22 protein-coding genes and 1 pseudogene are annotated in these 20,575 nt (G+C 68.4%); 12 read left to right on the forward strand and 11 right to left on the reverse strand.

Annotated features, from left to right (window positions below):
* Window positions 1–95 precede the first annotated feature (95 nt).
* On the forward strand, window positions 96–1,523 hold the full coding sequence (locus tag M2271_RS18600) for a transcription antitermination factor NusB (protein ID WP_280888370.1): 1,428 nt from the start codon (window positions 96–98) through the stop codon (window positions 1,521–1,523).
* A 355-nt stretch (window positions 1,524–1,878) separates the two neighbouring features.
* On the opposite strand, the gene M2271_RS18605 is transcribed toward M2271_RS18600, so the two are convergent.
* A complete protein-coding gene (locus tag M2271_RS18605; protein ID WP_280888371.1) occupies window positions 1,879–2,838 on the reverse strand; it encodes a helix-turn-helix transcriptional regulator in 960 nt (319 codons plus the stop codon).
* A 212-nt stretch (window positions 2,839–3,050) separates the two neighbouring features.
* Here M2271_RS18605 and M2271_RS18610 point away from each other — a divergent pair, with 212 nt between their 5' ends.
* The 5 genes from M2271_RS18610 (at window position 3,051) to M2271_RS18630 (ending at window position 7,492) form a co-directional block, all read left to right on the forward strand.
* A complete protein-coding gene (locus tag M2271_RS18610; RefSeq protein ID WP_280888372.1) occupies window positions 3,051–3,623 on the forward strand; it encodes an ester cyclase in 573 nt (190 codons plus the stop codon).
* A 124-nt stretch (window positions 3,624–3,747) separates the two neighbouring features.
* Complete coding sequence (locus M2271_RS18615; RefSeq protein ID WP_280888373.1) at window positions 3,748–4,512, forward strand: SDR family NAD(P)-dependent oxidoreductase; 765 nt, start codon at window positions 3,748–3,750, stop codon at window positions 4,510–4,512.
* 111 nt (window positions 4,513–4,623) lie between these two features.
* A complete protein-coding gene (locus M2271_RS18620) occupies window positions 4,624–5,469 on the forward strand; it encodes an SDR family NAD(P)-dependent oxidoreductase (RefSeq protein ID WP_280888374.1) in 846 nt (281 codons plus the stop codon).
* 337 nt (window positions 5,470–5,806) lie between these two features.
* Window positions 5,807–6,787, forward strand: coding sequence for an aldo/keto reductase (locus M2271_RS18625; RefSeq protein WP_280888375.1), 981 nt, complete (start codon window positions 5,807–5,809; stop codon window positions 6,785–6,787).
* Between the two features lie 162 nt (window positions 6,788–6,949).
* Complete coding sequence (locus M2271_RS18630; protein ID WP_280888376.1) at window positions 6,950–7,492, forward strand: NAD(P)H-dependent oxidoreductase; 543 nt, start codon at window positions 6,950–6,952, stop codon at window positions 7,490–7,492.
* A 251-nt stretch (window positions 7,493–7,743) separates the two neighbouring features.
* Here M2271_RS18630 and M2271_RS18635 read toward each other — a convergent pair whose 3' ends face one another.
* The 3 genes from M2271_RS18635 to M2271_RS18645 all read right to left on the reverse strand — a co-directional run bounded on the left by M2271_RS18635 (window position 7,744) and on the right by M2271_RS18645 (window position 8,887).
* The gene (locus tag M2271_RS18635; protein ID WP_280888377.1) at window positions 7,744–7,920 is read right to left on the reverse strand and encodes a hypothetical protein; all 177 of its coding nucleotides are present in this window, start codon (window positions 7,918–7,920) and stop codon (window positions 7,744–7,746) included.
* Window positions 7,921–7,949: 29 nt separating this feature from the next.
* A complete protein-coding gene (locus M2271_RS18640) occupies window positions 7,950–8,150 on the reverse strand; it encodes a hypothetical protein (RefSeq protein ID WP_280888378.1) in 201 nt (66 codons plus the stop codon).
* A gap of 290 nt (window positions 8,151–8,440) precedes the next feature.
* On the reverse strand, window positions 8,441–8,887 hold the full coding sequence (locus tag M2271_RS18645; protein WP_280888379.1) for a DUF1772 domain-containing protein: 447 nt from the start codon (window positions 8,885–8,887) through the stop codon (window positions 8,441–8,443).
* 90 nt (window positions 8,888–8,977) lie between these two features.
* Between M2271_RS18645 and M2271_RS18650 the strand changes: the two genes are divergently transcribed.
* Entirely contained in the window at window positions 8,978–9,556 is a 579-nt protein-coding gene (locus tag M2271_RS18650; RefSeq protein WP_280888380.1) for a TetR/AcrR family transcriptional regulator, read from the forward strand.
* A gap of 479 nt (window positions 9,557–10,035) precedes the next feature.
* On the opposite strand, the gene M2271_RS18655 is transcribed toward M2271_RS18650, so the two are convergent.
* The 4 genes from M2271_RS18655 to M2271_RS18670 all read right to left on the reverse strand — a co-directional run bounded on the left by M2271_RS18655 (window position 10,036) and on the right by M2271_RS18670 (window position 14,132).
* Window positions 10,036–10,161 carry a hypothetical protein gene (locus M2271_RS18655; RefSeq protein ID WP_280888381.1) on the reverse strand — a complete coding sequence of 42 codons (126 nt, stop codon included), beginning with the start codon at window positions 10,159–10,161 and terminating at the stop codon, window positions 10,036–10,038.
* Between the two features lie 402 nt (window positions 10,162–10,563).
* The gene (locus M2271_RS18660; protein WP_280888382.1) at window positions 10,564–12,216 is read right to left on the reverse strand and encodes an AMP-binding protein; all 1,653 of its coding nucleotides are present in this window, start codon (window positions 12,214–12,216) and stop codon (window positions 10,564–10,566) included.
* Window positions 12,217–12,366: 150 nt separating this feature from the next.
* The gene (locus M2271_RS18665) at window positions 12,367–12,999 is read right to left on the reverse strand and encodes a response regulator transcription factor (protein WP_280888383.1); all 633 of its coding nucleotides are present in this window, start codon (window positions 12,997–12,999) and stop codon (window positions 12,367–12,369) included.
* Window positions 12,996–14,132, reverse strand: a complete 1,137-nt coding sequence (locus M2271_RS18670; RefSeq protein ID WP_280888384.1) for a GAF domain-containing protein — start codon at window positions 14,130–14,132, stop codon at window positions 12,996–12,998. Before M2271_RS18670 ends, M2271_RS18665 begins: the two co-directional genes overlap by 4 nt.
* 457 nt (window positions 14,133–14,589) lie before the next feature.
* On the opposite strand from M2271_RS18670, the pseudogene M2271_RS18675 reads away from it, so the two are divergent.
* From M2271_RS18675 to M2271_RS18685, 3 genes and pseudogenes are all read left to right on the forward strand, one after another.
* A pseudogene (locus M2271_RS18675) lies at window positions 14,590–14,763 on the forward strand (acyl-CoA dehydrogenase family protein); the annotation flags it as partial.
* Complete coding sequence (locus M2271_RS18680) at window positions 14,763–15,575, forward strand: CoA transferase subunit A (protein WP_280888385.1); 813 nt, start codon at window positions 14,763–14,765, stop codon at window positions 15,573–15,575. The pseudogene M2271_RS18675 and the gene M2271_RS18680, both read left to right, overlap by 1 nt.
* On the forward strand, window positions 15,575–16,240 hold the full coding sequence (locus tag M2271_RS18685; RefSeq protein ID WP_280888386.1) for a CoA transferase subunit B: 666 nt from the start codon (window positions 15,575–15,577) through the stop codon (window positions 16,238–16,240). The genes M2271_RS18680 and M2271_RS18685 overlap by 1 nt, the downstream gene beginning before the upstream one ends.
* A gap of 126 nt (window positions 16,241–16,366) precedes the next feature.
* Here the strand turns inward: M2271_RS18685 and M2271_RS18690 are convergent, their stop codons facing one another.
* Window positions 16,367–17,149 (reverse strand): enoyl-CoA hydratase family protein, encoded by a 783-nt coding sequence (locus M2271_RS18690; RefSeq protein WP_280888387.1) that lies wholly within the window; start codon window positions 17,147–17,149, stop codon window positions 16,367–16,369.
* Window positions 17,150–17,423: 274 nt separating this feature from the next.
* On the opposite strand from M2271_RS18690, the gene M2271_RS18695 reads away from it, so the two are divergent.
* Both M2271_RS18695 and M2271_RS18700 read left to right on the forward strand, forming a co-directional pair.
* Window positions 17,424–18,443 carry a hydroxymethylglutaryl-CoA lyase gene (locus M2271_RS18695; protein ID WP_280888478.1) on the forward strand — a complete coding sequence of 340 codons (1,020 nt, stop codon included), beginning with the start codon at window positions 17,424–17,426 and terminating at the stop codon, window positions 18,441–18,443.
* A gap of 113 nt (window positions 18,444–18,556) precedes the next feature.
* Complete coding sequence (locus M2271_RS18700; protein WP_280888388.1) at window positions 18,557–18,868, forward strand: MaoC/PaaZ C-terminal domain-containing protein; 312 nt, start codon at window positions 18,557–18,559, stop codon at window positions 18,866–18,868.
* A gap of 242 nt (window positions 18,869–19,110) precedes the next feature.
* Here the strand turns inward: M2271_RS18700 and M2271_RS18705 are convergent, their stop codons facing one another.
* Together M2271_RS18705 and M2271_RS18710 are read right to left on the reverse strand one after the other, a co-directional pair.
* Window positions 19,111–19,557, reverse strand: a complete 447-nt coding sequence (locus tag M2271_RS18705) for a nitroreductase family deazaflavin-dependent oxidoreductase (protein WP_280888389.1) — start codon at window positions 19,555–19,557, stop codon at window positions 19,111–19,113.
* A 74-nt stretch (window positions 19,558–19,631) separates the two neighbouring features.
* Entirely contained in the window at window positions 19,632–20,477 is an 846-nt protein-coding gene (locus M2271_RS18710) for an SDR family NAD(P)-dependent oxidoreductase (protein ID WP_280888390.1), read from the reverse strand.
* Window positions 20,478–20,575 lie beyond the last annotated feature (98 nt).

Raw genomic sequence — 20,575 nt, forward strand, 5'->3', positions numbered from 1 at the left:
TGAGGGACGGGTCGAGGAGACCCTCGGCGCGTTGCTCGGCAGGCGGCGGACTTACGCTGGGTGCGTACCCCTCCCTGAATCCGGAGCACCTTTTCGTGAGCGACCAGCCCCGTCGGCCCCGCAAGCCGGCCAAGCCCTACCGACGGCCCCAGAAGGACCCCGTCCGCATGCTCGCCTTCGAGGCGCTGCGGGCCGTGGACGAGCGGGACGCATACGCCAACCTCGTCCTGCCGCCCCTGCTGCGAAAGGCACGGGAAAAGGAGGGGCCCGACACGTTCGACGCACGGGACGCGGCCCTGGCGACCGAGCTGGTGTACGGGACGCTGAGGCGCCAGGGGACGTACGACGCGGTCATCGCGGCCTGTGTGGACCGGCCGCTGCGTGAGGTCGACCCCCCGGTGCTCGACGTGCTGAGCCTCGGTGTGCACCAGCTGCTCGGGACGCGTATCCCCACGCATGCCGCCGTCTCCGCCTCCGTGGAGCTGGCCCGGGTCGTGCTCGGCGACGGGCGGGCCAAGTTCGTCAACGCCGTGCTGCGGAAGGTCGCGCAGAACGATCTCGACGGGTGGATCGAGAAGGTCGCCCCGCCCTACGACGACGATCCCGAGGACCACCTCGCCGTGGTGCACTCGCACCCCCGCTGGGTCGTCTCCGCGCTGTGGGACGCCCTCGGCGGCGGGCGGGCCGGCATCGAGGAACTGCTGGAGGCCGACAACGAGCGGCCCGCGGTGACCCTGGTCGCCCGGCCGGGGCGGGCCACCACGGAGGAACTGCTCCGGGAGGAGGCCGCCGTACCGGGGCGCTGGTCGCCGTATGCCGTGCGGCTGAGCGAGGGCGGCGAGCCCGGTGCCGTCGAGGCCGTCCGCGAGGGCCGGGCCGGGGTGCAGGACGAGGGCAGCCAGCTCGTGGCCCTGGCGCTGGCCAACGCGCCGCTGGAGGGGCGGGACGAGAAGTGGCTCGACGGGTGTGCCGGGCCGGGGGGCAAGGCCGCGCTGCTGGCCGCCCTCGCCGCTGAGCGCGGAGCCTTCCTGCTCGCCTCCGAGAAGCTGCCGCACCGGGCCGGGCTGGTCGCCAGGGCCCTGGACGGGAACCCGGGGCCGTACCAGGTCATCGCCGCCGACGGGACCCGGCCGCCGTGGCGGGCCGGTTCTTTCGACCGGGTGCTGATGGACGTGCCCTGCACCGGACTCGGCGCCCTGCGCCGACGGCCCGAGGCACGGTGGCGCAGGCGGCCCGAGGACCTGGACGCCTTCGCCCCGCTGCAGCGCGGGTTGCTGCGCACGGCCCTCGACTCCGTACGGGTCGGCGGGATCGTCGGCTACGCCACCTGCTCCCCCCACCTGGCCGAGACCCGGGCCGTCGTCGACGACGTGCTCAAGCAGCGGCCCGAGGCCGAACTCATCGACGCCCGCCCGCTGTTGCCGGGTGTGCCGGATCTCGGCGACGGTCCCGACGTACAGCTGTGGCCGCATCGGCACGGGACCGACGCCATGTACCTGGCGCTCATTCGGAGGACTGGCTGACGCTCCGTGCCTTGTAGGCCCTCAATTTCGGGGGGGGGGCGGTGACACCGCCCCCGAACAAACGGGACGTCACCGTCTCCGCGCCGACTTCAGCCCGCTTGGCGGATGGTGGGGCTCGCGGGGCGGCTCAGTGGTGCCGGGGGTGCGCGGTGAGGGCGTCGAAGTTAATGGTTCCGCGCTGCAGTTTCGCGTCGTGGGGTGCGTTGAATCCGGCGTTGGCGATGTACAGCTGGTTGCCGTGACTCGGGAGATCTGTGCTGGAAACTGCTACCGAAGGGCGGTCAACGTCAGCGGGCAGTCAGCCGGTCCGACGGCGAGGCCCAGGTTCTTGTCAGGGAGGGGCCTCATAGGTCGATCAGCTGGGTGTCTCGGACGAGTCGGCCGGCTCGGAGTCGTCGGCCGGTGCGGACCGCTCGATGTCGTCGTTGGCCGCGGACCAGCTGGCCAGCAGGTTCAGGGCGTCCTGGGAGGGGGAGGCGGGCTCGGCGGTGTAGGTGAGGAGGACCTGGCTGAGGTCGCCGCCCACCGGGAAGCTTTCGAACGGTAGGTCGAGGTCGCCGACGACCGGGTGGTGCAGAAGCTTCACGCCGGTGGTGTGTATCCGTACGTTGTGGGCGGCCCAGCGGTGCCGGAACTCCTCGCTACGAGTGGACAGTTCCCCGATCAGGTCCGTCAGCCGCCGGTCGTAGAGATCGCGGCCGGCCTCGGCGCGCAGCATGGCGACACAGTCGCCTGCGACCTGGTCCCAGTCGCGGAAGAATTCGGTTGCTTGCGGGTCGAGGAAGACGAACCTGGCGTTGTTGGGCGGGCGCACAGGGTCGGCGTAGACCGGGGAGTACAGGGCGCGCCCGAGGTCGTTGGTGGCCAGGATGTCCCCCCGCCCGCTGAGGACGAACGCGGGTGTGCCGCTCATGGAGTCGAGGACGCGCTGCACGGCGGGCCGCACGCGCTGCTGGGCCGGCCGACGGCGTGGTGGGCGCGTGGTGCCGGCGCCGCGCAGGAGGTCGTTCAGGTGGATGCGTTCGGCCTCGTCGAGCTGCAGCGCTTGCGCGATGCCCTCGATGATGCCCTCGGAGACCCCGGTGGCGTTGCCGCGCTCCAGCCGGGTGTAGTACTCGCTGGAGATGCCCGCGAGAAGGGCGACCTCCTCGCGGCGCAGCCCGGTGACCCGTCGGCGCTCTCCGCCGTACACGGGCAGTCCGGCCTGCTCGGGGGTGACCTTGGACCGTCGCGTGCCCAGGAACTCACGGATCTGGGCGCGGACGTCCTCACGGATGTCGCGGTTGGTGCCATGTGGGTCGTTTCTGCCTGCCATGCGTTTCACTCTACGAGCGCTTCCGCCGGGTTGGGGGTCCCTGTCAGTGACCCCCTCATCAGGGACTCCCACGCCCCCGTGAAAACCGGTTTTGTTGGTGGTGCACCGCCCACGGCGGTGTGAATGGCCCGGCCGGCGCTGCTTGTGCCGCCGGTCACCAGCCCTTTCGCGGCGCCGTCGGCGCTGTGATCACCAGCGCCAGAAGGACGATCATGCGTCGATACGCCAAGCCGGCGGCCGTAGTCACGGCGCTGGGAGCGCTCAGCCTCGTGGCCTTCGGATCGGGAGCCGCGGCCGACACGGCCGACCGCACCACTGGTTCCGGGTCGCCGTCTCGCGTCACGGCGGAATCCGTCTCCTGGAACCACGGGACCGCTCAGGTGAACAAGCGCATCATGGAGCGCTACACGAGTGAGTACCTGCCCGGTCGCGATCCCGCGCCGGCGAGCAAGTTCGTCAGCCCGGACATCGTCGTGCACTCCGACGGCCAGACGTGGCAGGGCCGGGACACCTATCTCGGCATCGTCGCGGCGAACCTGAAGGCCTTCCCCGACCTCAAGTGGACGGTGGAGGACATGCGGGCCGACGGGGACACCGTGGCCATCCGCTACTCCATGACGGGAACCCACGAAGGCCCCTTCGCCGGGGTCGAGGCGACGGGCAAGGCGATCCGCTCGGAGAGCATGGCGTTCTACCGCCTGTCTCACGGCAAGATCGTCGAGGAGCGCGCCCAGCTCGACATGCTCGGCATCCTCCGGCAGATGGGCGCCATCCCCGTCGCATAGCAGCGGAGCGCGGTACTTCACTCGCATCGCCTCCCTCCCCCCCCCACCACGCCGACGTAATGACCGGCGCTCGCCGTGCCCCTCGGCACGCACATGCAGAGAACCAAGGAAACAGGACACCCCCATGGCATCGAAACTGACTGGCACTGTCGCTCTCGTCACCGGCGCAAGCAGCGGGATCGGCGAGGCCACGGCCCGCCAACTCGCCGAGCTCGGCGCGTCCGTGGCCCTGGTGGCTCGCCGCAAGGACCGTCTGGACGCACTCGCCGCCGAGATCGAGAAGGCCGGTGGCACCGCGCTGGTGGTGGAGGCCGACATCACTGACCGCGCCCAGGCCGAGGCCGCCGTACAGCAGACCGTCGAGCACTTCGGTGGGCTGGACACCCTGGTCAACAACGCCGGTCTGATGCTGCTGGGCCCCGTCGTCGATGCGGACGCCGAGGAATGGGAGCGCATGATCGCCGTCAACGTGAAGGGTCTGCTCTACACCACCCGCGCGGCCCTGCCGCATCTGCTCAAGGCCGCCGAGGACGGTACGCGCCGGGTCGCCGACATCGTCAACATCAGCTCCGTCGCGGGCCGCGTCGCCATGAACGGCCTCGGCGTGTACAACCTCACCAAGTTCGGTGTGAACGGCTTCACCGAGTCCCTGCGCCAGGAAGTCACCCAGCGGCACGTCCGCGTCGGTGTCCTGGAGCCGGGTGGCGTGTACACCGAGCTTGCCTCGCACAACAAGCCCGAGATCCAGGAAGCGATGATCACCCCGCTCCTCGGGGTGGTCGAGTTTCTCGCCCCCGAGGACATCGCCGACGGCGTCGCCTACATGGTCACCCGGCCCCGCCACGCCTCCATCGGCGAGCTGTGGATCATGCCCACCGACCAAGGCTGACGCCGCCTGGCCCGCCCGGCCCTTCCTCGCCCGGTCGGCCGCTGGGACGGGTACGACGCATCACCACCGCACACACCAGATGCCGGATGAACGGCGCCTGAAAGGAAACCCATGAGTAAGGTCATTCTCGTCACCGGTGCCGGACGCGGTCTGGGCACGGACATCGCCCGCGAGGCCCTCGCCGCCGGCCACCAGGTCGTCGCCACCGGCCGCCGCCCCGAGGAGGTCGAGAAGACCCTCGGCGGGCCGCAGGACAACCTGCTGGTCACCAAGCTCGACGTCACCAGCCTGGACGACGCCGAGGCCGCCGCGCAGGCCGCCGTCGACCGCTTCGGCCGCATCGACGTCCTGATCAACAACGCAGGGAACCTGTTCACCGGCTACTTCGAGGAGATCGCGCCCGCGCAGATGCGCCGGCAGTTCGAAACCAACCTCTTCGGCCCGATGAACGTCACCCGCGCCGTCCTGCCGATCATGCGACGGCAGCGTGCCGGCCACGTCATCACCATCACCTCGACCGCCGGCCTGGTCGGCATGGAGTTCACCTCCGCCTACGCCGCCTCCAAGTTCGCGGAAGAGGGCTGGATGGAGTCCCTGCGCTACGACGTCGAGCCATACGACATCCACACCACGGTCGTGGAGCCCGGCTATTTCCGCACCGAACTCCTCGTGGACGGCTCCACCATCTGGCCCGAGCTGTCCATCGACGACTACGCCCCGCGCACCGCCCCGCGGATCGAGGGCATGAAGAGCATGAACGGCCGGCAGCCCGGCGACCCCGCCAAGCTCGCCCGCGCCCTGCTCACCATCGCCGGCCAGGACAAGCCCCTGCAGCGCTTCGTCGCCGGCGCCGACGCCATCGAGGCCGCCGAGGCCAAGGCGCAGGAACTCCTCGCCCAGGCCGACGCCTCCCGCGAACTGGGCGGCGCCCTGGCCTACGACGACACCCACGCCTGAGCGACACACCCCCGCACCCGGCCGAGGCGGAGGACACCGCCGGGCGGATACGCCTACAGACAGCAGCCGACCCGCTACGTGAGGGACGGCGCCTGCGCCGGCACCGCAAGCCCCGAAACGTGGTCCGCCGACTGGCGGCCCACCGCACCGGTCATGGCGCTCACAGGCAAAGACCACCCACTGGCCATGCCGGCCATGCCGGCCACGACGCCATGCCGGCCACGACGCCACGACGCCACGACGCCACGACGCCACGACGCCACGACGCCACGACGCCACGACGCCACGACGCCACGACGCCACGACGCCACGACGCCACGACGAAAAGGAGTACCTGATGAAGCACGTATCACTGGGCGGGCTCGATGTGTCCCGCATCGGCCTGGGAGCCATGACCATGGCCGGCACCTACACCACGGGCGGGGGACTCGATGACGCCGAGTCGATCCGCACCATCCACCGGGCGCTGGACCTCGGGGTCACCCACATCGACACCGCCGAGATCTACGGCCCCTTCCACAGCGAGGAACTCGTCGGCAAGGCCATCAAGGGCCGACGCGACGACGTCGTCGTGGCCACGAAGTTCGGACTCGTCTCCCACGCCGGCGACGGCCCCGGCGTCATCGACAGCAGCCCCGCCAACGTGAAGACCGCCGTCGAAGGCTCACTCAAGCGGCTCGGCACCGACCACATCGACCTCTACTACCAGCACCGCGTCGACCCCAACACACCCATCGAAGAAACAGTCGGCGCGCTGGCCGAACTGGTCACCGAAGGCAAAGTCCGCCACATCGGACTCTCCGAGGCCGGCCCCGACACGATCCGCCGGGCCCACGCCGTGCACCCGGTGGCCGCGCTGCAGACCGAATACTCGCTGTGGACCCGCGACGTCGAAGCCGAAATCCTCCCGCTGCTACGCGAGTTGCGCATCGGATTCGTTCCCTACTCCCCGCTCGGCCACGGCCTGCTCACCGGGCAGATCCGCACCGTCGACGACTTCACCGACGACGACTGGCGCAAGACCAACCCGCGCTTCACCGGCGAGAACTTCCAGCGCAACCTGACCATCGTCGACGAGGTACAGGCCATCGGCGCCGAGATCGGCGCCACTCCGGCGCAGACCGCACTGGCATGGCTGCTCACCCGCGGCGACGACATCGCCCCCATCCCCGGCACCCGCCGCGTCTCACGCGTCGAAGAGAACACCGCTGCCGACGCCGTCGAACTCAGCGCCGCTCAGCTCGACCGCCTCAACAACCTCACCCCCGCCGCCGGCGAACGCCACAACGAGGCCAACATGGCCAGCATCGACCACTGACCACCGACGCCGCTGCGCCCGGGTCAGCCCACGCTCCCGGACTTCGCGACGGACTGACGCCCCGGTGACGTTCCTGATCCGGCACACCCGTCACACCCGTCACACCCGACCAATCTGCGTCCGTTCACCCATTACCACTGATCTCTGAAAAGGTTTCTCTTCATGTCCAAGGTTCTCCTTGTCGTAGGCCACCCCGACCTGTCCCAGTCGAAGGCCAACGCGGCGCTCGTCGACGCCGTCCGCGATCTCCCCCATGTCACCGTGCACGACCTCTATGCCACCTACCCCGACTTCCAGATCGACGTCGCCGCAGAGCAGGCGCTGCTCGCCGAGCACGACGTGATCGTCTTCCAGCACCCCGTGTTCTGGTACAACACCACCCCGCTGTTCAAGCAGTGGCAGGACAAGGTCTTCACCTTTGGCTGGGCCTTCACCATAGACGGCTCCGCCTCGCAGCTGGCCGGCAAGAAGGCCGTCGTCGCCGTCACCACCGGCGTCCCCGCCGACCACTACACCCCCGAAGGCGCGAACAAGGCCACCATCGAGACCCTCCTCAGCAACTGGCACGCGACCCTGCGGCTGTGCCAGTTCGACATCCAGCAGCCGATGGTCAAGGTGTACGGCACCGCCTTCGGCCTCTCCGACGAAGACCTGGCCACCTCCGCCAAGCAGTACAACGAACTGCTCGCCTCCTACGCCGCCTGACGCGCTCTCACCACCGCGGTCGCTTGCCCTCAAGGTGACGCGGTGGTGATGAGGCAGACATGGCCGCTCAACCGCGAGGTTCGCAACGCCGAGCGGCTTGCCGAGGCGGCTCTGAAGGTCGTGTGCGACCAGCGCACCAGCCTGGCCGGAGGACAGCTGAGTACTCGGCTGATACACACTCGGACCAGGCCACGTCCCGGTAAGAAGCCGCATCTCAACCGATCATGGAACGTGCGGGTCGAACAGGTTTCTCACCGGGGTGATCTTGCTCGCGCGTTCTCCGTCGTCAGCGGGGCGATCAACACGTCCCGGTCCTTCGGCGCGGTCCTCTTGGCCCGCGTCGCCCGCGAGACCCAGCTCGCCCGGGTCGTCTCGTTGATCCCCAGGTCCTCCGCAACCTCGGGGACCGGATTCCCGGTGTCCGTCATGATCGGTACTGCCCCCTCGCGAAAAAGCGTCAGCGGGGCTTCATGCCGTGGAGCAGGTGGTGGACCAGGGTGTCCACGCCTGCCAGGGCCCCCTCCGGGGGCAGCATGCAGCTGGCGATGAAGGCGGCCATGCCGTGGAGGGCGGAGCTCATGACGATGCCGTACTCGCCGATCGGCAGGTGCGGCTCGATGAACTCCCACTCTTCGTCCGTCAGTTGCGCACGCGTCACGCACGACGGTCTACCGGGCCAGGGCCTGGAACGGGGCGAGACCCACGGATTGATCACGACCCGATCCGCGCCTTATGCGCGCTGCGGGGCGGGTGTTACCGGAGCGGCCGCGACCTTGCGGGTCTCGCGCATTCGGTGGTCAGCCGCCCCTGAGGAGTAGGGATTGTGCGCCACCGGCGCGGCGTCGGCCCGCGGGGTCAGAAATCCGAAGCCCTCTCTGGCTCACCCCGACGGGGCAAAAGCCGTCGATATACAGGGACGAACCAGCGCATGTCGGGGCAGCGGTGGTTTCAGACGAGGGCGGAGGTGAGCAGGGCGAAGGCGGTGATGATGATGGCGACGCGGACGTAGTGGTAGCGGTCCCAGCGGTGCAGCTGCTCCTTCCAGTCGGCGGGCCGGTTCTCGGGGGTCCAGGTCTTGTTTCGGTTGTTGATCGGGACGAGCAGCAGCATCGACATGACCACGCTGACGATCAGCAGTCCGGCGGCGGTGGCGACCAGTCCGGCGCCGTGGTGGTGCCATCCGGCGACGGCCCAGATCGCACTGAGGACGAGCGAGCCGATGTACCAGAACGGCATCAGGGCGCCGAGCATCCGGCCGCCGTGGGCGTGGCCGAGCTGGCCGCTGTCCTCGGGAAGGGCGTCCAGGATCCGGTTCATGATGAAGGCGACCGAGAACTCCACCCCCACCATCAGGCCGACGACGACGGTGGTGACGACCTCGAGTGCGTTGAGCATGACGATCCCTCCGCGAACTAGCATTGCTAGATGATGAGGCAACGCTAGTACTGCCACCGCTCGATTGTCTAGCGATGCTAGGATCGCTTCATGTCGGTACAGGAACGCAAGCAGCGCGAACGGGCGGAGCGCGAGTGCCTCATCGTGGCGACAGCCCGCGAACTCGCCGAGCAGCAGGGCTGGGACGCAGTCACCACCCGCCGGCTCGCCGAGCGCATCGAATACAGTCAGCCCGTCCTCTACAGCCACTTCCGAGGCAAGCGCGAGATCATCGGCGCCGTCGCCCTTCAGGGGGCCGCCGAACTGGCCACGGCGGTGCGGGCCGCGACCTCCGCCGCGGACCGCCCCCGCGCCCGGGCCGTCGCCCTGGCCCGCGCCTACCTCGACTTCGCCGCACGCAACCCGGCGGTCTACGACGCCTTGTTCCAGCTCGACGGCGGCCTGGCGTACGCGCAGGAGGACACCCCCGAGCCTTTGAAGGATGCCTTCGCCGCCCTGCTGGAGACTCTCGGCGAGGTCGCCGGCGACGGCGTCCACCCGGGGCTGTTCACCGAGGTGTTCTGGGCGGCCCTGCACGGCCTTGCGACCCTGACCCGCGCGGGCCGTCTGCTGCCCGAGGACGCCGAGCCGAGGGTGGAACTGCTGGTGGACCGGCTCGCCATGGTCTGACACACCGCCCCGGCGGGCACGCAGCCGGGGCCATCGGGCCCCGCCGCTGCCTGCCTGCGGCAACGCTTCCGGTCATTCGCGTCCACACGGCGCAGCCGCAGATCGCCGGGCCCCGCACCCCAGACGGGGCACCAGCCCCGGAGGCTGCGAGCTCATTGAACACGACCCGATACGCGCCCAACGCCGTGTAGTTGGAAGCCCTATCTCAGCCGATCATGGAACGTGCCTGTCAAACAGGTTTCTCGACGGGGTGATCTTCCCGTTGTACGCACATGAAGACCGGCCGCCCAGGCGGGGTCGGTGCGTACCTTGCCGAGGACGCGCCAGTTCTTGTGTCGGCAGATCGACCTGCTGGGCAAGGACGGTGTCGTCGGCCGCGTCGCTGCGGCGTGGGAAGAGCAGAACTGCCCGCCCGGCCACCTTCGCCGATACCGGAGCGACAGGTCCGGCGTCGGCCCGTGCCTGCTCGGTCAGGCGGTTCAACACCCGCTCTCGATCGCCGGTTCATCCCGCTCGGCCTGGACCTCCTGGAGTTGCTTGGCCAACTCCTCGGCGAGGGCGTCCAGTTCGTTCCGGCGGGCGGTGATCCACTGCCGCTCCTCCATCCCCCATGCCCTCCCGCGTTCTCACGGCGTGCCGACCTGCTGACGGATCGTAGGCGGGGCCGGTCGTGGACGCAGCCGAACCTGGCATCCCGCCGGAGCCGGACCTGCCCGATGACCTACCCCATGGTCATCGTCCGCCGACCGGCACGAATACCCAACTCGCCATTCACACCAGGCCCGTGACCTGCTACTTCACGATGCACACCGCTCAATGAGAGGTGTGCATCGTGAAGTTACGTCCCTACGACTACGAAAGAGCCGTGAATAACCCCCGCCTCGCACCCAGATCGGGCCTGCCCATGGTCGCTGTCTTTCGGACCGTGGACGACCGAGGGGATGGGCGGGGGCGGTGGACCTCATCCACGGCGCGCCGAGGTCTGGGCCGCGATCCCGGCGAGCAGGTCAGTCGTGGGGAGTGGGGGCGGCATCGCCGAGACCGAACTGCTGGACGGCGATCTCGCGCAGTTCCACTTTGCGGATCTTTCCGGTGACGGTCATGGGGAACTCGTCGATGGTGCGTACGTAGCGCGGGATCTTGTAGTGGGCGAGCTTGCCTCGGCAGAACTCGTGGACGGCCTCGGTGGTGAGCGGCTCAGCACCCTCCTTCATCCGCAGCCAGGCCACCAGCTCTTCGCCGTACTTCGCGTCGGGCACGCCGACTACCTGTGCGTCGAGGATGTCGGGATGGGTGTAGAGGAACTCCTCGATCTCGCGGGGGTAGATGTTCTCGCCGCCACGGATGACCATGTCCTTGATCCGGCCGGTGATGCTGACATAGCCCTCGTCGTCCATGACCGCCAGGTCCCCCGTGTGCATCCAACGCTCGGCGTCGATGGCCTCGGCGGTCTTCTCCGGCTGGTCCCAGTAGCCCAGCATGACCGAGTACCCGCGGGTGCACAGCTCGCCGGCCTCGCCCCGGGGCACGGTCAGGCCGGTCACCGGGTCCACCACCGTGACCTCCAGGTGCGGCCCCACCCGGCCCACCGTGGAAACACGACGGTCCAGTGAGTCATCCGCCCTGGTCTGGGTCGAAACGGGCGAGGTCTCGGTCATCCCGTAGCAAATGGAGACCTCCTCCATTCCCATCCGCTCGATGACCTGCTTCATCACGTTGATCGGGCAGGGCGACCCCGCCATGATGCCGGTTCGCAGACTGGACAGGTCGTAGGAATCGAAGTCCGGATCGGCCAGCTCGGCGATGAACATCGTCGGCACTCCGTACAGCGAGGTGCACCGCTCCGCCGCCACCGCTTCGAGGGTGGCTTTGGGGTCGAACGAAGGCGCGGGGATCACCATGGTCGCGCCGTGGCTGGTACACGCGAGATTGCCCATCACCATGCCGAAGCAGTGGTAGAAGGGCACCGGGATACAGACCCGGTCCTCCTCGGTGTAGTGACACAACTCGCCGACGAAGAACCCGTTGTTCAGGATGTTGTGGTGCGACAGAGTCGCCCCCTTGGGAAAGCCGGTCGTCCCCGACGTGTACTGAATGTTGATCGGGTCGTCGGGGCTCAGGCCCGCACCGATGTCGGCAAGCCGCGCCCGGTCACCGGAGAAGCCGGTCTCGATGAGCTCGCTCCACGAATCCTGGCCGATGAGCAGAACGTCCTTCACCGTCGGACAGTTCGGAAGCGCTCGGGCGAGCATCGAGGCGTAGTCGGAGGTCTTGAAGGTCGGCATGGCCACCACCGTGCGGACGCCCGCCTGGTTGAGGACGTACTCCAGCTCATGAGTCCGGTAGCTGGGGTTGATGTTGACCAGGATGGCGCCGATCTTCGCGGTCGCGTACTGAACGAGGGTCCACTCCGCGCAGTTCGGCGACCAGATGCCCACCCGATCACCCTTGGCCACGCCCGACTCCAGCAGTCCGAGCGCAACCGCGTCCACCTCCTCGGCAAGCTCTCGGTAGGTCCATCGCCGCTGCGTCGGGACATCGACAAGTGCGTCCCGTTCGCCGAAGTCAGCCACGGTGCGATCGAATTGACTGCCGATGGTCTCGTCCAGCAACGGCGTCTCAGAGACGCCCGAGGCATGACTGAGATGAGGCGTAACCATGAAAGCTCCTTGAACCATGTCGAGTTGAAGGCGTGTCGAACGGGGAGATCGGCGAAGATCGAGGCTGGCTCGGCTGTTGCGTGTCTCCACCTCGGCGGTTGATTACGGAGCGTCTACCGACCTCGTCGAGACGGTGAGAGCACAGCGCCGCTAGAGGATTCCGTATTCGCTGGCCCGGGCCAGAGCCTCGACGCGGTTGCGGGCGCCCAGCTTCTCCAGGGTTCGCTGGAGGTAGGTCTTGACGGTGTTGCGGGTAAGGCCGAGAGCCTCGGCGATCTCCGGATTGGTCTCGCCCATCGCGACCCTGCGCAGGATCTCGTACTCGCGGCGGGTGAGACCGCATTCCTTGAGCTTCCTGGCCAGCAGCACATTGAAGTCGGGTTCGAGGTCGGTGGAGTCCACGTGTTCGCCGGCGTTCACCCGGCGGATGATGTCCACCAGATCGGAACGCTCGGTGTCTTTGACGACGACGGCGTGCGCTCCGGCGTCGAGTGCCGCGTCCAAAGCCGCGTGCTCGGGATACGCGGTGAAGATCACTACCTTGACGCCGGGGGAATGCGCGCGCAGTGCCCGGATCACTTCAGGGCCGAGCATGTCAGGCAGCCGCAGGTCGAGCAGGACGACGTCGGGCTGGAGACGTCCGGCGGCCGTAATGGCCTCGCGCCCAGAGCGGGCGTATCCGGAGACGGTGATCCACGGAGTGTTGCTGAGCGCCATGGTGACGCCGTCGAGGACGATGGGGTGGTCGTCCACGACCAGCACCCGGATTTCTGTCGTGATCATGCGGGCACCCACGCTTGGACGGTGACGCCGCCGTCTTCGTTGCCACCGATGTCCAGCCGCCCGCCGACCCGGGCCAGGCGTTCGGACATGGTCGACATACCGAGTCCCTCCGGGCCCCTCCCAGCGGTCGGCAGGCCCGCACCGTCATCGCTGATCCTCACCGTTACTCCGCCTGAGACGGCGAACACGCTGAGCACGACGGAGCGGGCCCTGGCGTGTTTCTCCACGTTCAGCAGCGCTTCCCGGGCCGTGCCGGAGAGTGCCCCGACGCATGCCGAGGACATGGCCGGCAACTCGGTGACGGTGATGAGGCGGGCGACTGTGCCCGTGCGCTCCTCGAAGGCGCGGCAGTCGCCACGCAGAGCCACGCCGAGACTGACCTGCTCAGGCGGGGCGCTCAGCGCGTGCAGTGACCCACGCAAGGCGGCCGCCGCTTCCACAGCCTGCTGCTCGATGTCGCCCAGCCGGGCCTGAAGGGCGTCCGTGGAAGGCAGGTCGTCGATCAGCGCGCGGATCCCCGCGCCCATGGTGAACAGCATGGCGCCGACGGTGTCGTGAAGGTCCACGGCGACGCGGCGCCGATCCTCATGGACGGCGACCTCGGCAGCGTGTTTGGCCCGTTCGGCGACGACCGCGGCGGCAGCGGCACGGCCGGCGGCCTGCTCCAGCGCCTGTGTCGCCCGGTCGCCGAACGACGACGTGAACCGGTTGGCTCCGTACAGCACACCCAGCAGTTGGTCCTCATAGATCATGGGAACGGCGATCACCGCGCGCAGGCCCTCACTCTCCACCTGCGACCTGAAGTGGTGCGTGATGTTCTCAGCGCACTGGTAGTCGTTCACCGACAGCAGACGGCGGTGCTCGATCACCTGCCCGCCGAGTCCGCGGCCTCGGGGCACGGTGAGTCCGTTGATCGCGGGTGTGCGGGTGTTCACCATGTGTCGCAGCACGATCTGATCGCCGCCGTCCGGTTCGCCGACCCACGCCACATCGACACCGCTCAAAGCCGGGACGTCGTCCACGATCCGGCGCATTGCGGTGGAACCGTCGAACAGGGCCAGGATCTGGCTGTAACCATCGGTGAGTTCGGAGAGCAGGTTCACCTGCGGCGGCCTTTGCCGCTTCAGTGCCACAAAAGACATGCTATGAGGCCTTCCGTCGGGCCACCAGGGTTAACAAGCCCGTAATACGGTCCTGCGGCCGATCGTCACTGCAAATCCGTTCCCGCGCCATCTCCAAGTGGAGACCTCCGCTCGGATACCTCCACCTGGAGCTGTCGGGCCGCTGCCGGGACGCGCAGTATCTCGCCACCCGCCAGATCAGACGGGGGAGCGACGAAGAACACCGTCATCCGGGACCCCCACCGAGGCGAAGCACGCTGCAGAGCGTTCCGCTCCCACACATATTGCGGTCATGTGCATGCCCCAGGAGCCGGACATGTCGTCCCGACGCCACCCGCCGGGTTGGTTCACGCCGGCACGAAACGAGTCACTCACGGCTTCGGCTCGCCACCCTCCCCGTATCCGCCGGCTGCATCAGGGATACTCCCAACCACTGAGGTGTGATCAATGAGTACCGAAGCAGACGCTCAACGCCCGTGACGCCACCCAGATCCACGGCGGCTACGGCTTCATGAACGAGTACGCAGTCGCCCGCTTCTGGCGCGACGCCAAGATCCTCGAGATCGGTGAGGGCACCAGCGAGATCCAGCGCATGCTCATCGCCCGCGAACTCGGCCTCGCCGACCTGAACGGAGCCCGCTGATGGACAAGGTCGTCACCTCGGCCACGGAAGCGGTCGCGGTCATACCCGACGGGGCCTCACTGGCCGTCGGAGGCTTCGGGCTCTGCGGCATCCCCTCCGTGCTGATCCAGGCGCTGCACGCGCAGGGCACCACCGATCTGCGCGTCGTGTCGAACAACTGCGGTGTCGACGGGTGGGGCCTGGGCATGTTGCTGGACACCCGGCGCATCTCCCGTGTCACCGGGTCCTACGTCGGGGAGAACAAGGAGTTCGCCCGCCAGTACCTTTCCGGCGAGATCGAGTTGGAACTCGTGCCCCAGGGCACCCTCGCCGAACGCCTGCGGGCCGGCGGCTGCGGCATACCGGCCTTCTTCACCCCCGCGGGCGTCGGCACCCAGATCGCCGAAGGCGGCCTCCCGTGGCGTTACGACGCACACGGCGGCGTGGCCGTCGCCTCGCCGAAGAAGGAGGTACGCCGGTACCGCGGGGCGGAGTACGTGCTGGAGGAGTCGATCACCACCGACTTCGCCCTGGTTCGCGCGGCCCGAGGGGACCGGCACGGCAACCTCGTCTTCGACAAGTCCGCCCGGAACTTCAACCCGCTCGCGGCGATGGCCGGACGGGCGACCATCGCGGAGGTCGAGGAACTGGTCGAGCCCGGCGAACTCGACCCGGACGCGATCCATCTGCCCGGCGTGTTCGTGCAGTCGGTGCTCGCCCTGAGCGCCGAGGAAGCCGCCGACAAGCGCATCGAGAAGACGACCGTACGCCCGGTCCCCGCGGGCACCGAAGCGGTTCCGGGGCAGCGCGAGACGGCAGGAGGGCGGAACTGATGGCCTGGTCCAGGGACGAGATGGCCGCTCGGGCGGCACGCGAGCTGACCGACGGGTCGTATGTGAACCTTGGCATCGGGCTGCCGACGCTGGTGCCCAACCACTTGCCGCCCGGCGTGCACGTGGTGCTGCAGTCGGAGAACGGCATCCTTGGCGTCGGCCCGTACCCCACCGCCGATCAGGTCGATCCCGACCTGATCGGCGCCGGCAAGGAGACGGTCGCTGTGCTGCCGGGCGCCTCCTTCTTCGACTCGTCCCTGTCCTTCGGGATGATCCGCGGCGGGCACATCGACGCGGCGATCCTCGGCGCCATGCAGGTCTCGGCCGTGGGCGACCTGGCGAACTGGACCATCCCCGGAAAGATGATCAAGGGGATGGGTGGCGCGATGGACCTCGTCCACGGCGCACGGAAAGTGGTCGTGCTCATGGAGCACGTGGCCAAGGACGGCACACCGAAGATCGTCGAGGAGTGCACCCTGCCGCTGACCGGCAAGCGGTGCGTCCAGCGGATCATCACCGACCTGGGCGTCATCGACATCACCGAGCATGGGCTGGTACTCACCGAGACCGCGCCCGGGGTCACGGTGACGGAGATCCGAAGCAGCACCGGCGCCGAGCTCGCGGTGGCCGAGGCGCTCGACGCCGTGGGAGAGAGCGCCGGGTGACCTCGGCGCCTGCCGGGCACAGGCCGGCGTTGTCGATTCCGTTGTCGGGACAGCCTCGTTCGTGAGTGACGCGGCTGTCCCTCGGGGCCCGCAACCCGCGGGGCACCGAGGGACAGCCACATGCGGTCAGCGAGACAGTGCCCAGCGCGGCGGTCGGCGTTCACGGAAGGCGCGCATGCCTTCCGCGGCCTCCTCGGACGCGAAGAGGTCGGCGGAGAGCCTGACCATGGCGTCACCCTGCTGCCCCAGCACATCACGCATCCGCGCCGTGGTCAGCTTCTTGGACTCGACCAGACCCTGTCGGGAACACAGCCGCAGAGCGCTGACGATCTCCCGGACGCCGTTCTCCGCAGCCGCCGCGTCACGCGGAGCCTCGGTCAGTAGGCCCATGCTCTCCGCCGCGGCGCCGTCGAACGTCTCACCCGTCAGGAAGTAACGTCCGGCTGCCCGTTCGTCGATGCGGGGCAGGACGGTGAGGGAGATGATGGCGGGCGCCAGACCGAGCCGGACCTCGGAAAAGGAGAAGGTCGTGTCGGCGGGCGCCACTGCGATGTCGGCTGCGGCGACGATGCCCAGTCCACCGGCCCGGGCATTGCCCTTCAGGTGCGCTATGACGGGGATTGGGGTCTCCACGATCCGCCGCAGCAACCCCAGCAACGTCTCGGCGCCCTCCCGCATGCCGCCCTGTGCCGCTTCCTTGAGGTCCGCGCCCGCGCAGAACGTCGGCCCGGTGTGGGTGAGAACGATCGCGCGAACGGTTTCGTCGGCCGCGGCGCGGGCCAGACCGGCGTGTACCTGTTCCACCAAGGCGGCGGACAGAGCGTTGCGATTGCCGGGCGAGTCGAGGGTGAGGGTGACGATGCCGTCTTCGATATGGACTCTCACCACGTCGTCGGTGTGCTCTGCCATTGCTGCTCCTTCATGACGAGGACTGAGCGCGCCGAACGGAACCGGTGATAACCGGTGATATCTGGCTGAGCCCGCAGTCCCTGGACGTCGCGGTTAACGTACATTAACCTATTGGTGTGAGTTAACGTTAACTAACGTGTGAGGTACTTCCCGCGGTCGGGCTACGGTTCACGCCGCCCACCGGGCCCAAGAGTCGGTGCCGAGGCGCTTGAGGCATTTCGCATGGGGGAGTGCACACATCTGCGAAGGAGGAGACTGCGGCATGACACCACCCATGCGAACAAACGGACGTGCCGAGTCCGCGCACCTGCTGCCGAGCGTGACCCCGCATCCCGGGCTGCCCTCGTTCGTCCGCATCCACGAGGTAGGCCCCCGCGACGGCTTGCAGAACGAGTCCGCGATCGTGCCGGTCGAAGTCAAGGCCGAGTTCATCCGGCGCCTGGCCGCCGTCGGTCTGACGACGATCGAGGTGACGAGCTTCGTGCCACCGGCATGGGTGCCGCAGCTCGCCGACGCGGCCGACCTCGTCGCCGCCCTGGCCACCGAGACCGCGCTGCACCCGCTCGACCTGCCGGTGCTCGTCCCCAACGAGCGCGGGCTGGACCGGGCCCTTGGCCTCGGAGTCCGGCATGTGGCCGTCTTCGCCAGCGCCACCGAGTCGTTCGCCCGCCGCAACCTGAATCGCACGGTCGCCGAGTCACTGGAGATGTTCGCTCCCGTGGTGCGGCGGGCCGCGGAGCATGGCCTGCGTGTGCGCGGCTACCTGTCCATGTGTTACGGCGACCCCTGGGAGGGGAGGGTGCCGGTCGGCCAGGTGGTCGAGGTGGCCTGTCGGCTGGCTGAACTGGGCTGCGACGAGCTGAGCTTGGGGGACACCATCGGTGTGGCCACCCCGGGCCAGGTGCATGAGCTGACCGCCGCGCTCGGTACCGCCGGTGTCGGCCCGGACCGGCTGGCCGTGCACTTCCACGACACCTACGGGCAGGCGCTGTCCAACACTTTGGCCGCCCTCCAGGCCGGCGTCACCGTGGTGGACGCCTCGGCCGGCGGGCTCGGCGGGTGCCCGTACGCCAAGAGCGCCACCGGAAACCTCGCCACCGAGGATCTGGTGTGGATGCTGAACGGACTCGGCATCCACACCGGCGTCGACCTCGGGGCGCTCGTCGAGACCAGCAACTGGATGGCCACGCAACTGGGCCGTCCCAGCGCCTCCCGCACAGTTCGGGCGCTGGCAGACAGGCGGGCGAGCCGCCACGACCTCGATGTGCGCCCTCAGTCAGGCAGCGACACGTGAGGACCGGCAGCCGCGACATGTAGATCGATGAGGACATGGTTCGCCGTCCGGCGGGCACCGCGGCCTGCCTGCACCCCAGCGGTCGGCTCAGTGAAATCGGAAAGGATCCGTCCTTGATATCCACCAGCTATGAAGATATTCGGATCGGTGACATTGCGAAGACGGGTTTCGTGACTGTCACCGAGGAGTATGTGCGTGGTTTCGCCGACTTGACGGGAGACCGGCATCCACTGCATCTGGATCCCGAATACGCCGCGAGGACGCGCTTCGGTCAGCGAATTGCGCACGGCGCCCTGATGATGTCGACGCTGCTCGGTCTGGTGGAACTCCATCCGAGCTACCTGCAGTGCTTCTACGACAGGGCAGTCGCGCCGCACGGGAAAGGCCGACAGCTCGCGGAGAGCATTGATGCGCCGCTACTTTAGTCCCCCAAACGGGCATGCCAGTCACTGGCACCTCGCAGAACGCCGAAAGCCGTCGTGGGTACCCGCCCCGACCGATCTGCAGGCACCATCCACGACCACGAGGCGAACATAGTCGTAGGCGATCAGTCGCCCCCACTGAACGTGTTCGGTTGATTCGGGCGGGGGCATGTACACCGGTCAGCGGCGGGAGAGATGAGTGTGGTTCGTCCGCTCGTGTCGCTCGTGGAGGCGGCTGTGCCACGTCAGTGCTCCTGGGCCGCCGGCTCCAGAACGAAGACCGGGATCTGACGGTCCGTGTTCTCCTGGTACTCGGCATAGCTCGGATACGCTTCGACGGCTCGGGCCCACCACAGGGCCTTCTCGTCCCCGGTCGCCTCGCGTGCCAGCATGTCCTGGCGCACGGGACCGTCCTGGAGTTCGACCCGGGGGTCGGCGACCACGTTGTGGTACCAGACCGGGTGCTTGGGGGCTCCTGCCATGGAGGCGACCACGGCGTAGGAGCCGTCGTGTTCCACCCGCATGACCGGGGTCTTGCGAATCTTGCCGCTCTTCGCGCCCAGCGTGGTCAGGATGACAACAGGTAGTCCCTGGAGCGTCGTTCCTTCCGTACCGCCGGAGCACTCGTACAGCTCCACCTGGTCGCTTACAAACTGTGCCGCGCTCGGCTCGTACTCGCCTTTGAGTGGCATGTTTCTGTCTCCATGCTGTCGAAGATTCCGTCCGGCGGTGTCCTCCGCCCCGGTCGGGGCGCGGGATGTGCTGCTCAGGCGTGGGTGTCGTCGTAGGCCAGGGCGGACCCCAGTTCGCGGGAGGCGTCGGCCTGGGCGAGGAGTTCCTGCGCCTTGGCCTCGGCGGCCTCGATGGCGTCGGCGCCGGCGACGAAGCGCTGCAGGGGCTTGTCCTGGCCGGCGATGGTGAGCAGGGCGCGGGCGAGCTTGGCGGGGTCGCCGGGCTGCCGGCCGTTCATGCTCTTCATGCCCTCGATCCGCGGGGCGGTGCGCGGGGCGTAGTCGTCGATGGACAGCTCGGGCCAGATGGTGGAGCCGTCCACGAGGAGTTCGGTGCGGAAATAGCCGGGCTCCACGACCGTGGTGTGGATGTTGTACGGCTCGACGTCGTAGCGCAGGGACTCCATCCAGCCCTCTTCCGCGAACTTGGAGGCGGCGTAGGCGGAGGTGAACTCCATGCCGACCAGGCCGGCGGTCGAGGTGATGGTGATGACGTGGCCGGCACGCTGCCGTCGCATGATCGGCAGGACGGCGCGGGTGACGTTCATCGGGCCGAAGAGGTTGGTTTCGAACTGCCGGCGCATCTGCGCGGGCGCGATCTCCTCGAAGTAGCCGGTGAACAGGTTCCCTGCGTTGTTGATCAGGACGTCGATGCGGCCGAAGCGGTCGACGGCGGCCTGCGCGGCGGCCTCGGCGTCGTCCAGGCTGGTGACGTCGAGCTTGGTGACCAGCAGGTTGTCCTGCGGCCCGCCGAGGGTCTTCTCGACCTCGTCGGGGCGGCGGCCGGTGGCGACGACCTGGTGGCCGGCGGCGAGGGCCTCGCGGGCGATGTCCGTGCCCAGACCGCGTCCGGCACCGGTGACGAAGATGACCTTACTCATGGGGGGTTCCTTCCAGGCGCCGTTCATCCGGCACTCGTGTGGTGCGGTGACGAGATGCGTGGGTTGCTGGCGAGGCAAGGCGCATCGGCGGGGCCGGT

The organism is Streptomyces sp. LBL (assembly GCF_029893585.1).
In the GTDB taxonomy this organism is placed as follows: Bacteria; Actinomycetota; Actinomycetes; order Streptomycetales; family Streptomycetaceae; genus Streptomyces.

What these genes read in the sequence shown, in the direction of transcription:
- M2271_RS18615 (WP_280888373.1), top strand. Translation starts at nt 3,748, where the DNA reads ATGGCATCGAAACTGACTGGCACTGTCGCTCTCGTCACCGGCGCAAGC.
- M2271_RS18630 (WP_280888376.1), top strand. Translation starts at nt 6,950, where the DNA reads ATGTCCAAGGTTCTCCTTGTCGTAGGCCACCCCGACCTGTCCCAGTCG.
- M2271_RS18690 (WP_280888387.1), bottom strand. Translation starts at nt 17,149, where the DNA reads ATGGCAGAGCACACCGACGACGTGGTGAGAGTCCATATCGAAGACGGC.
- M2271_RS18660 (WP_280888382.1), bottom strand. Translation starts at nt 12,216, where the DNA reads ATGGTTACGCCTCATCTCAGTCATGCCTCGGGCGTCTCTGAGACGCCG.
- M2271_RS18695 (WP_280888478.1), top strand. Translation starts at nt 17,424, where the DNA reads ATGCGAACAAACGGACGTGCCGAGTCCGCGCACCTGCTGCCGAGCGTG.
- M2271_RS18610 (WP_280888372.1), top strand. Translation starts at nt 3,051, where the DNA reads ATGCGTCGATACGCCAAGCCGGCGGCCGTAGTCACGGCGCTGGGAGCG.
- M2271_RS18665 (WP_280888383.1), bottom strand. Translation starts at nt 12,999, where the DNA reads ATGATCACGACAGAAATCCGGGTGCTGGTCGTGGACGACCACCCCATC.
- M2271_RS18705 (WP_280888389.1), bottom strand. Translation starts at nt 19,557, where the DNA reads ATGCCACTCAAAGGCGAGTACGAGCCGAGCGCGGCACAGTTTGTAAGC.
- M2271_RS18620 (WP_280888374.1), top strand. Translation starts at nt 4,624, where the DNA reads ATGAGTAAGGTCATTCTCGTCACCGGTGCCGGACGCGGTCTGGGCACG.
- M2271_RS18605 (WP_280888371.1), bottom strand. Translation starts at nt 2,838, where the DNA reads ATGGCAGGCAGAAACGACCCACATGGCACCAACCGCGACATCCGTGAG.
- M2271_RS18655 (WP_280888381.1), bottom strand. Translation starts at nt 10,161, where the DNA reads ATGGAGGAGCGGCAGTGGATCACCGCCCGCCGGAACGAACTGGACGCC.
- M2271_RS18680 (WP_280888385.1), top strand. Translation starts at nt 14,763, where the DNA reads ATGGACAAGGTCGTCACCTCGGCCACGGAAGCGGTCGCGGTCATACCC.
- M2271_RS18685 (WP_280888386.1), top strand. Translation starts at nt 15,575, where the DNA reads ATGGCCTGGTCCAGGGACGAGATGGCCGCTCGGGCGGCACGCGAGCTG.
- M2271_RS18635 (WP_280888377.1), bottom strand. Translation starts at nt 7,920, where the DNA reads ATGACGGACACCGGGAATCCGGTCCCCGAGGTTGCGGAGGACCTGGGG.
- M2271_RS18625 (WP_280888375.1), top strand. Translation starts at nt 5,807, where the DNA reads ATGAAGCACGTATCACTGGGCGGGCTCGATGTGTCCCGCATCGGCCTG.
- M2271_RS18650 (WP_280888380.1), top strand. Translation starts at nt 8,978, where the DNA reads ATGTCGGTACAGGAACGCAAGCAGCGCGAACGGGCGGAGCGCGAGTGC.
- M2271_RS18710 (WP_280888390.1), bottom strand. Translation starts at nt 20,477, where the DNA reads ATGAGTAAGGTCATCTTCGTCACCGGTGCCGGACGCGGTCTGGGCACG.
- M2271_RS18645 (WP_280888379.1), bottom strand. Translation starts at nt 8,887, where the DNA reads ATGCTCAACGCACTCGAGGTCGTCACCACCGTCGTCGTCGGCCTGATG.